The 10,277-nt window shown below is 66.8% G+C and carries 11 protein-coding genes; 2 read left to right on the top strand and 9 right to left on the bottom strand.

The window, feature by feature from the left end; genetic code table 11:
• Positions 1 to 174 precede the first annotated feature (174 nt).
• On the bottom strand, positions 175 to 699 hold the full coding sequence (locus IP86_RS21110) for a Dps family protein (protein ID WP_054164397.1): 525 nt from the start codon (positions 697 to 699) through the stop codon (positions 175 to 177).
• Between the two features lie 267 nt (positions 700 to 966).
• On the opposite strand from IP86_RS21110, the gene IP86_RS21105 reads away from it, so the two are divergent.
• The gene (locus IP86_RS21105; protein WP_054164396.1) at positions 967 to 1,662 is read left to right on the top strand and encodes a methyltransferase domain-containing protein; all 696 of its coding nucleotides are present in this window, start codon (positions 967 to 969) and stop codon (positions 1,660 to 1,662) included.
• A 188-nt stretch (positions 1,663 to 1,850) separates the two neighbouring features.
• On the opposite strand, the gene IP86_RS21100 is transcribed toward IP86_RS21105, so the two are convergent.
• Positions 1,851 to 2,960: an ATP-dependent DNA helicase gene (locus IP86_RS21100; RefSeq protein ID WP_054164395.1), complete on the bottom strand. Its 1,110-nt coding sequence runs from the start codon at positions 2,958 to 2,960 to the stop codon at positions 1,851 to 1,853.
• Positions 2,961 to 3,157: 197 nt separating this feature from the next.
• Here IP86_RS21100 and IP86_RS29160 point away from each other — a divergent pair, with 197 nt between their 5' ends.
• Positions 3,158 to 3,313, top strand: a complete 156-nt coding sequence (locus IP86_RS29160) for a hypothetical protein (protein WP_197279924.1) — start codon at positions 3,158 to 3,160, stop codon at positions 3,311 to 3,313.
• Between the two features lie 105 nt (positions 3,314 to 3,418).
• Here IP86_RS29160 and flbD read toward each other — a convergent pair whose 3' ends face one another.
• The 7 genes from flbD to IP86_RS21065 all read right to left on the bottom strand — a co-directional run bounded on the left by flbD (position 3,419) and on the right by IP86_RS21065 (position 10,247).
• A complete protein-coding gene (gene flbD, locus IP86_RS21095; protein ID WP_054164394.1) occupies positions 3,419 to 4,798 on the bottom strand; it encodes a sigma-54-dependent transcriptional regulator FlbD in 1,380 nt (459 codons plus the stop codon).
• Positions 4,799 to 4,847: 49 nt separating this feature from the next.
• Positions 4,848 to 5,192 (bottom strand): flagellar motor switch protein FliN, encoded by a 345-nt coding sequence (gene fliN, locus IP86_RS21090; protein WP_054164393.1) that lies wholly within the window; start codon positions 5,190 to 5,192, stop codon positions 4,848 to 4,850.
• An 18-nt stretch (positions 5,193 to 5,210) separates the two neighbouring features.
• Complete coding sequence (locus IP86_RS21085) at positions 5,211 to 5,828, bottom strand: FliH/SctL family protein (protein WP_054164392.1); 618 nt, start codon at positions 5,826 to 5,828, stop codon at positions 5,211 to 5,213.
• Entirely contained in the window at positions 5,828 to 6,919 is a 1,092-nt protein-coding gene (gene fliG / locus IP86_RS21080) for a flagellar motor switch protein FliG (protein ID WP_054164391.1), read from the bottom strand. Before fliG ends, IP86_RS21085 begins: the two co-directional genes overlap by 1 nt.
• A 6-nt stretch (positions 6,920 to 6,925) precedes the next feature.
• A complete protein-coding gene (fliF, locus tag IP86_RS21075) occupies positions 6,926 to 8,530 on the bottom strand; it encodes a flagellar basal-body MS-ring/collar protein FliF (protein ID WP_054164390.1) in 1,605 nt (534 codons plus the stop codon).
• A 173-nt stretch (positions 8,531 to 8,703) separates the two neighbouring features.
• Positions 8,704 to 8,979, bottom strand: a complete 276-nt coding sequence (sciP, locus tag IP86_RS21070; protein WP_002714638.1) for a CtrA inhibitor SciP — start codon at positions 8,977 to 8,979, stop codon at positions 8,704 to 8,706.
• 368 nt (positions 8,980 to 9,347) lie between these two features.
• On the bottom strand, positions 9,348 to 10,247 hold the full coding sequence (locus IP86_RS21065) for a universal stress protein (RefSeq protein ID WP_245290698.1): 900 nt from the start codon (positions 10,245 to 10,247) through the stop codon (positions 9,348 to 9,350).
• Between the last annotated feature and the right edge of the window lie 30 nt (positions 10,248 to 10,277).

Raw genomic sequence — 10,277 nt, 5'->3', positions numbered from 1 at the left:
ACCTCTCCCCGCGCGCGGGGAGAGGTCGGATTGCGTAGCAATCCGGGTGAGGGGGCATCTCCGCGAGGCCGCGGCGTGTACTTGTTATGAAAGGCGGGTCAGTGCCCCGGGGCTGCCCCTCACCCCAGCCCTCTCCCGCAAGCGGGAGAGGGAGCGCGTCGTGCCCGGGAAGGCTTACGCCTCGTTGCCGCCTTCCTGGCGGCTGGCTTCGAACAGGAACCAGGTGCGGCGCTCGGTTTCGTCGATGAAGTTTTCGAGCAGGCCGGCGCTCGCCGCGTCCTTGCAGTCGTCGACGATCTCGTGCGCCTTGCGCATCGCGGCCGCCATCTTCTTGTTGTCGTTCATCAGTTCGCGCAGCATCTCGCGCGGCGGGACGTAGTCCTCGTTGTTGTCCTCGATGGTCTGCAGCTTGGCGATCTGGCCGATCGACTTCAGCGTCACGCCGCCGACCTTGCGGACGCGCTCAGCGAGCTGGTCGGTGGTGGCGAAGATCTGGTCGGACTGCTCGTCGAGCATCAGATGGTAGTCGCGGAAATGCCGACCGCTGATGTGCCAGTGGAAATTCTTGGTCTTCAGATACAGCGCGAAGGCGTCGGCCAGCAGCGTGTTCAGCGCCGCCGAGATCTTCTCGACCGACTGCTGCGGCAGATCGGTCGGGGTGTCGAGGTCGGCGGCGACGGCGGATTTGCTCTTGGTCACGATGGCGATCCTATGTTGTGAACGGCGGTGAAGGACGGCGTTGGGCCGGGGCGGGCGCAAGCATGACGAGCGGGAACCGCGCCGTCTTGCCGGATTCTGCGGTTTTTGTTTCCCTCGCTCGGCAAACGCCTTAGACCGGGGTCAACGCGCCGGCTTTCGGCGCGTTCCCACGATGGAACAAAATCGGGACCCGGTCTTTCCCGCCCGAGGGATACGGCGCCGCGCCCGCGGCCGCCCAGCACTCCGTTACCGCCGCAGCGAGGCTCGATGGACGACTGGATCGACTATTACGACTCCACCCACACGATCTATGTCAGCAAGCTGCATCGCGACGTGCATTTCGACGAGATCGCCAAGGACATCATCGGCTATATCGGCGCCCCGGACGCGACCGTGCTGGACTATTCCTGCGGCGAGGCGCTGTCCGCCGCCAAGGTCGCGGCCGCCTGCGGGACGCTGATCCTGGCCGAGCCGGCGCCGGGGGTGCGCGGCCGGCTCAAGGCCCGGTTCGCCCAGCATCCGAACATCAAGGTCCGGTCGCTGGACGAGCTGGCGGCGCTGCCGGACGGCTCGCTCGACCTCGTCGTGATGAACTCGGTGGCGCAGTACATGACGCCGGACGAGCTGGACAAGGCGCTGGCGCTGATCCGGCGGCTGCTGCGCCGCTCCGGCAAGCTGGTTCTGGGCGACATCCTGGACCCGAAGGTCGGGATGGGACGCGACGTCGCCGCACTGCTGAAGATGGCGGCGCGGCACGGCTTCCTGCAGGATGCGCTGTGGGGCCTGGCCCGCACCGCGCTGTCCGACTATCGCCAGCTCCGCACCAAGATCGGCCTGCAGCGCTACGCCGAGGCCGAGATGCTGGACAAGCTGAAAGCCGCCGGCTTCTCGGCGATCCGCGCCGACACCAACATCGGCCACAACCCGTGGCGCATGACGTTCGTGGCGAAGCGGGCGGGCTGAGTCACTGCCTGGGGCGCCCTCACCCCAGCCCTCTCCCGCAAGCGGGAGAGGGAGTTCGCAGTGCTTGGGGTGAGGTCATTGCTCGTGAGCCCCCGCTTTTGCCCACGGCGTCGCCGCACACGGGGCCGGCTCCCTCTCCCGCTTGCGGGAGAGGGCTGGGGTGAGGGCGACGCGAAGACTGACTCGCCTTACACCACCACGCTGAGCCGCTTCGCCGCGCGCGTAATCCCGGTGTAGAGCCAGCGCGCCCGCGAGTCCTGAAACGCAAAACTTTCGTCGAACAGCACGACGTCGTCCCATTGCGAGCCCTGGCTCTTGTGCACGGTGAGCACGTAGCCGTAGTCGAACTCGTCGTAGGGCTTGCGCTGATCCCAGCTGATATCCTCGATGCCGCCGGCGAAGCATTCCTGGCGCACCGACACTTTTGTCAGCCGGCCGCCGAAATCCTCGTCGGGCGTCACCCGCAGCGTGATGATCTTGGTCTTGATCGGCGAGCGCGACTTCACCCGCCACAGCCCGCCATTGAACAGCGCCTTCTTGCGATTGTTGCGCAGGCACACCAGCTTGTCGCCGCCGACCGGAAACGGGTCCTCGATGCTCAGCCGCTGGCGAAAGCGCGCGTTGTAGGCGCGGCGCGTGTTGTTGCGGCCGACCAGCACCTGATCGGCGTCCATCACCCGTTGCGGATCGAGGCCGTCGCGCGTCACCACTTCGGTCTCGCCGTAGCGGCCGAGCTCGAGCCGCCGGCCTTCGCGCACATCCATCGACAGCCGCACGATCGGATCGTCCTGCGCCTGGCGATGCACCTCGGTGAGCATCACGTCGGGCTCGGCATTGGTGAAGAAGCCGCCACCCTGGATCGGCGGCAGCTGCGCCGGATCGCCGAGCACCAAGAGCGGACAGTCGAACGACATCAGGTCGCGGCCGAGCTCCTCGTCGACCATCGAACATTCGTCGATCACGATCAGCTTGGCCTTCGAAGCCGGCGCGTCGTCCCAGAGTTCGAAGCTCGGCTGTTCGACGCCCGACTCCTTGGTGCGATAGATCAGCGAATGGATGGTCGAGGCGTCGTCGCAGCCCTTGTTGCGCATCACCAGCGCCGCCTTGCCGGTGAAGGCGGCGAACTTGACCTCGCCCGAGACGCCCTCGGCGATCTCTCGCGCCAGCGTGGTCTTGCCGGTGCCGGCGAAGCCGAACAGCCGGAACACCAGCGGCGTGCCATTGCGGCCGGGCTTGGCTTTGAGCCACTCGCCGACGGCTTTCAGCGCCGCATCCTGGACTGGGGTGAAGGTGGTCATCGGGCTTTCGGGCGGAACAGGCGCGGACTCCGCCCGCGACTCGATGGCCGCAAGCTAGCGTCTTGGCGGCGCGGTGCAAGCCGCCGGGCGGGAGGGGAACGCGAGGTGCCCGCCGCGTTTGGTCGCCTTGCCGGCGGCAGATCCTGCGTCATGGCTGGCACCGACTGCGCGCCCTCCGGCCGCGGCACGAGGCGCGCATGAAACGGTTCGGTACCATCCTGCTCTACGTCGTCGGCGCCCTCGCCTGCGCCTATCTGGCGCTGTTCGCCTACCGGATGCTGACCGCACCGAAGCTCGAACCGGGCGACCCGATCAGGATCTTCCGCAATCCGGACGCGCCGAAATATTCGTGAGCAGCCTCTCCGTCATTGCGAGCGAAGCGAAGGAATCCAGAAGCGCAGTGCACGGGCTGGATTGCTTCGTCGCTGCGCTCCTCGCAATGACGCGGAGTTGGCCGCTCACCCCATCGATACGAACGCCCGCGGTTCGCCGGCGCCCGCGGGAGTGATCGGCAGGCCGCCGTCGGCGTATTCGTTGAGCTTGTTGCGCAGGGTGCGGATCGAGATGCCGAGGATGTTGGCGGCGTGGGTGCGGTTGCCGAGGCAGTGCTTCAGCGTCTCGAGGATCAGGTCGCGCTCGACATCGGCGACGGTGCGGCCAACCAGCGCCCGGGTGACCTGCTCGGCCGCGAAGGTGGCGTGCGCCACCGCCGGCGGTGTCTTGCTCTGATCGAGCCGGTCGCCTTCCGGCGAGATGATCGCCTCGGGACCAATCTCGTCGCCCGACGCCATCAGCACCGCGCGGTGGATGGTGTTTTCCAGTTCGCGGACGTTGCCGGGCCAGCGGTTGGTGGTCAGCACGCGGCGCGCCTCGGCCGACAGCGGACGCAGCGGCACGCCGTTGGCGTCCGCGTATTTCTTGGCGAAGTGCTGCGCCAGCTCGAGGATGTCGGCCGGACGATCGCGCAGCGGCGGGATCTTGAGATTGACGACGTTGAGCCGGAACAGCAGGTCCTCGCGGAACGTGCCGGCGCGCACCGCCTCCTGCAGATTGCGGTTCGAGGTGGCGAGGATGCGGATATCGACCGGCACCGGCGTCTTGCCGCCGACGCGGTCGATCACCCGCTCCTGAATGGCGCGCAGCAGCTTGGACTGCAGCCGCACGTCCATCTCGGAAATTTCGTCGAGCAGCAGCGTGCCGCCATTGGCCTCTTCGAACTTGCCGATGCGGCGGGCGATGGCGCCGGTGAAGGCGCCCTTCTCGTGGCCGAACAGCTCGGACTCCAAGAGATGCTCGGGGATCGCCGCGCAGTTGATGCTGATGAACGGCCGCTTGGCGCGGTGCGAGCGGGAGTGGACGTAGCGCGCCAGCACTTCCTTGCCGGTGCCGCTCTCGCCGGTGATCATCACCGAGGCTTCGGAGCCGGCGATCTGCTGCGCCAGCTTCACCACCTTCACCATCGCCTCGTCGCGATACACCAGTTCGCGGCTGTCGTTGGCCACCGCCGCCAGCACCGCGGCGATCAGCTCCGGATCCGGCGGCAGCGGGATGTACTCCTTGGCGCCGGCGTGGATCGCCGCGACGGCGGCGCGGGCGTCCGAGGCGATGCCGCAGGCGACGATCGGCACATGGATGTGTTCGGCCTCGAGCCGCATCACCAGATCGCGGATGTCGAGCGCGACATCGACCAGCAGCAGGTCGGCGCCCTTGCCGCCGCGCAGCACCCGCATCGCCTGCTCGTTGTCGGAGGCGTGGGTGACCGAGGCGCCGTTGTCGATCGCGATCTTGGTCGCGGTGGTGAGCTGGCCCTTCAGGGTGCCAACGATGAGAAGCCGCATGGTTTGCTCCTGTGATCCTTAGGTCTGCCGCGCCGCCGAACGGCTGCGATCAGTTGTCCGCCTTGATGATTTCCGTCATGGTGACGCCGAGCTTGTCCTCGACCAGCACCACCTCGCCACGCGCCACCAACCGATTGTTGACGTAGATGTCGATCGCCTCGCCGACGCGGCGGTCGAGTTCGAGCACCGCGCCGGGACCGAGCTTCAACAGTTCGCCGACGTCCATCTTGGAGCGGCCGAGCACGGCCGACACCTGCACCGGCACGTCGAACACCGCTTCGAGATCGGCGGCGACGCGCGAGGTCTGTTCTTCCTCGTTGTAGCCGACATCCGCCAGCGGCGGCGCATCGGCCCCGTTCAGATCCGGCAGCGGCAGGCCGTCGTTTTCGCCCATGTTGAGTCCTCGATCTCGTTACTTGCGCGACGCCATGTAGCGCCCGACCAGTTCGGTGATTTTCGCTTCGATGGCGGCGCGCTCCAGCACCATGCCGCCATCCGCCCATTCGATCTTGCAGTCGCCGCCGGCGATCTCCGGATCGGACAGCAGCACCAGGCGGCCGGCGAAGCCGCTGCGCTTGGCGAGCAGTTCGATCCGCTCGCGCGCCGCTTCGTACAGCCCGTCGCTGATCCGCACCACGAGATGCGGCGTCGACACCAGATGCCGGAAGCACTCGCCGACCAGCGCGGTGATCTCCGCCAGCGGCTCGGCGGCGATCAGTTCGCGGCACAGCTTGCGCGCCACCGCCACCGCGACCTCGACCGCCTCGGTCTCCATCCGGGTTTCGACGCTGCCGATGCCAGCCGCGATCACCTGCATCGACTGCCCGATCTGCTCCAGCGCCATCGCGCAGAGGCGCTCGGCGTCGGCCTGCATCTCGCGCTGCGCCTGAGCAAAGCCGACCTGATAGCCGCGTTGCTCGGCGGCGGCGACCGCCTGCGCCAGTTCGGCCGCCGCCGCGGCCTTCTCGCGGGCCTTGTCGGGCGCCCCGAAATCGTTGTCGAACAGGAATTTCTGCGCGGGAGCAGCCATCAATACACCAGTTCGTCGTCGGCGCGGTTCTTGGTGAGCACGATCTCGCCCTTGGCGGCGAGATCCTTGGCGAGATTGACGAGCAGCGCCTGCGCCTCGTCGACGTCGCGCAGCCGGACCGGACCGAGCGCCGCCATGTCGTCGAGCAGCATCTTGCCGGCGCGCGACGACATGTTGCCGAGGAAGAAGCCGCGGACTTCCTCGTTGGCGCTCTTCAGCGCGATCGCCAGCTTGTCGCGGTCGATGTTGCGCATCAGCGTCTGCGCCGAGCCGGAATCGAGCTTGACCAGATCGTCGAAGGTGAACATCAGCGCCTTGATGCGCTCGGCGGCCTCGCGGTTGTCGTCTTCCAGCGAGGTCATGAACCGGGTCTCGGTCTGGCGGTCGAAATTGTTGAAGATCTCCGCCATCACCTCGTGGGCGTCGCGGCGGCGGGTCTGCGACAGGTTCGACATGAATTCGGAGCGCAGCGTGCGCTCGAGGCTCTCGACCACTTCCTTCTGCACCGACTCCATTCGCAGCATGCGGTTGATGACGTCGAGCGCCATGTCGTCGGGGAGGATCGCCAGCACCTTGGCGGCGTGTTCGGGCTTCAGCTTCGACAGCACCACCGCGGTGGTCTGCGGATATTCGTTCTTCAGATAGTTGGCGAGAACCTCTTCCTGAACGTTCGAGAGCTTCTCCCACATGTTGCGGCCGGCGGGGCCGCGGATCTCCTCCATGATGCCGCTGACCCGGTCGGCCGGCAGATAGCGCTGCAGCAGCCGCTCGGTGGCGTCGTAATTGCCCATCAGCGCGCCGGACGCTGACATCCGCGACACGAATTCGAGCAGCAGGTCCTCGACCACTTCCGGCTCGATGGTGCCGAGCGTCGACATCACAGACGACAGTTCGCGCACCTCGTCGTCGTCGAGCAGGCTCCAGATCTTGCCGCCGTATTGCTCGCCGAGCGCGAGCATCAGGATCGCCGCGCGCTTCGGGCCGGGGAGCGGCTTCGACGCGGGGCGGCCGCTCTGACGCTGCGCGAGCGTCGCGACGACGCTGGCGATGTCTTCGGAGCCCGAGCTGGTGGTGGCGGGAGTTTCGGCCATGGCGGATTAGGCGGGCTCGGCCAGCCATTGACGGACAATGGCTGCGGTTTCGTTGGGATTGCGCTCGGCCAGTTCGCCGACCCGGTGCACCGACTGGGCATGGACCTGGCCCTGGACCTGGGCGATGTCGATCATGCTGGGCGGCGTGACAGGCTGTCCGTCGGCGCCGATCTGCGGCACGGTGCCGTCCGTGAGCGCCGGCACGCCGGGGGCTTCCTGCGCCCGATCGTCGGCCAACACGCGCTTCACCAGCGGGCGGATCACCATGAACAGCACCACCAGGCCGAGGACGAACAGTACGCCGAGCTGGATCATGTTCATGATGTCGTCCTTCGTGAACTGCAGCATGCCGAGCAGGCCGGCGGGCTCCGGCAACTTCTCGATCTGCGGCGCTTCGGCGAATTTGAGGTTGACGACTTCGACCTGGTCGCCGCGCTTCTGGTCGAAGCCGATCGCCGAACGCACCAGCGCGGCGATCCGGTCGAGCTGCTCCTTGGTGCGCTCGGCGTAAACCAGTTCGCCCTTGTCGTTCTTGCTGTAGATACCGTCGACCAGCACCGCGACCGACAGCCGGTTGACGCGGCCGGCCTCGGTCACTTCGGTCTTGGTGACGCGCGAGATCTCGTAATTGTTGGTCTCTTCGGACTTCTTGCTCTGGTCGCGCGGCCCGGCGCCGGCCTGGCCCTGATTGCCCGGCAGCTCGTTGTTGACGGTGACCTGGCCGTCGTTCGACAGCGTCTGCGACTGCTCCTCGCGGGTCTGGCTCGAGCGCAGCACCCGGCCCTCGGGGTCGAACTTGTCCGATGTCTGGGTGATCTTGTTGTAGTCGAAATCGGCGGTGACCTGGACGCGGGCGCGGCCTGAGCCGACCACCGACGACACGATCGCCTCGACCTCGTTGCGCATCCGCTTTTCGAAGGCGGTGCGGCGTTCGTCGCCGGCCGCGCTGTCGGCCGCGTTGGCGCCGGCCGTGCCGTCCGCCAGCAACTGCCCCGCTTCGTCGACGATCGAGACCCGCTGCGGCTTGAGGCCGTTGACCGCGGAGGCGACCAGATGGCGGATGGCGCGGACCTGCTGCGGCTCCAGCGCGCCCCGCACGCGCAGCACGATCGAGGCCGACGGCTCCGGCGCCTCGCGCGAGAACAGCGGCCGCTCCGGCAGCACCAGATGCACGCGCGCCGCCTGAACGCGGTCGATCGCCTGGATGGTGCGCGACAATTCGCCTTCCAGCGCGCGCAGATGATTGATGTTCTGGACGAAGCTGGTGGTGCCGAGCGCGTCCGACTTGTCGAAGATCTCGTAGCCGACGCCGCCGCCCTTCGGCAGGCCGCCTTCGGCCAGCTTCATGCGCAGCCGCGTCACCTTGTCCTTCGGCACCATCAGGGTGGAGCCGTCGTTGCGCATCTCGAACGGAATCGCCTGGCGCTCCAGCTCCTTGATGATGCTGGACGCGTCCGCGCTGCTGAGGTCGGTGTAGAGGGTGGTCATCTGCGGCTGCGACACGCGCATGATGACGAAGGCGAAAAACCCGAGCAACGCAACCGTGACGGCAATCATCGCCATCACCCGAGCGGCGCCCAAGCCCTTCAGGAAACCCACCAAACTCTGCAAGACCAGCCCCTCGGATTCGGCGCCAAGGCCGACTAGGCAAATCTTGCCTATGGGATGGTTTCCAGAAGGTTAATAAATCTTAACGGGACGGAAATTGCTTCCGACATGACGAAAGCCGGCTTCCCGAAACGGGGCCGGCTTTCCGGAATTCGTTAAGATCTTGGTAAGGAAGGTTACTGGCGATATTGCTGGATTCGCGTGGTCCGCAGGCCCGCCAGGCCGTGCTGGTCGATCGAGAACTGCCAGGACAGGAACTCGTCGACGGTCAGCGTATAACGGCTGCAGGCTTCTTCGAGGGAGAGAAGACCGCCTCGAACGGCGGCGACCACCTCGGCCTTGCGGCGGATCACCCAACGCTTGGTCCCCGGAGCAGGCAAATCCGCAATCGTTAACGGACTTCCATCGGGTCCAATGACGTATTTGACCCGCGGACGGTGGGGCTCTGTCATGGCGTACTCACAACTCTCACTCAAGACACTGTGTGATCGAACGTACGCGGGGCGGCTTAAAAATTGGCTAAGCGGCTTTCAGGATTGTGAGGCCCGGTATTAGTAAAGTCGTAAGATTGGTAGCCGGAGTGCACGCGCCGCAGCACAGCGGCGCCGAACAGGCCGGAATCAGCGTATTTTCAGCACGCGCGTGGCCGAAGGATGTGGCCCGCGGGCCTCGCCGATAGCAGCGCTGATGGCGCAATAGGTGACGCGATGTGATGGCGCGTGATCCGGCAGCGGCAGTTTGCCGACAGCGATCGAGCAGCGCCCGCCACCCAGCAGGCACCGCCCGGCCCCCGAGCCGCAATTGACGGGCTGTCGGCGTGCTACGCCGCGTCGCGTACCGGCACGACCAGAATATCGCGGTTGAGCCGTCGCAGCACTTCCTCGGTGACGCTACCGAGCAGCAACCGGACCGCGCCGCGCCGGCCGTGGGTGCCGATCAGCACCAGATCGGGCCGCAGCTCCGCGGCGGCATCGACGATCGCGGCCTGCGCGATGCCTTCCCGCACCATCGTCGCGTAGTCCATGTCGTCGAGATCGAGCGGCTTGAGAAAGCGTACGAGATCACGCACCGCTTCGACACGGGCGTCGGCGAGGTAGTCGTCGACATTGCCCTTGTGGACGCCCGCATAGCTCAGCATGCCGGCGGCCGCGGCGTCGTAGACGTGCAGGATCACCATGCGGGTGTGCTCCAGCAGGCCGAGCCGGCGGCCGGTCTTCAGCGCCTGCAGCGAACAGTCGGACAGATCGACCGGCGCGAGGCTTGTGGCGTAGCGCAGCGCCGGATCGATATTGGCCATCAGCACCGGCACCGGGCTGTTGCGGATAACCCGCTCGGCCGTGGTGCCGACGAAGATGTCGCGCAGGAACGCGCGGCGATGGCTGCCGATCACGCACAGATCGGCGCCCTGCTGCTGCGCCGCCTGCACGATGCCGTCGAACGGCGTGCCGCACACCACGAGCGGGCTGCAGGCGATGCCCGCCAGATAAGCATGCTCGCGGATCGCGTCCGCCAGCGCGGTCTCGGCGAGATCGCATTCCGCCGTGACGATGTGCTCGGGCTGATCGTCGTCGACCACATGGGTCAGTACCAGCCGTGCGGACCTCTCGCGCGCGATCGCCGCGGCGCGGCGTACCGCGCGATCCGAGCGGGCCGAGAAATCCGTGGCGACCAGCACGACCTTCAGATCGGGCCTGCTGAACTCGGACGGCATCTGGTCCATGCTACACCTCCTGTTGGTTGACGGTCGGCA

Source organism: Rhodopseudomonas sp. AAP120 (genome assembly GCF_001295845.1).
Lineage (GTDB): Bacteria > Pseudomonadota > Alphaproteobacteria > Rhizobiales > Xanthobacteraceae > Rhodopseudomonas.
The sequence above is the reverse complement of the archived record's forward strand: the minus strand, read 5'-3'. Positions and strand labels throughout refer to the sequence as shown.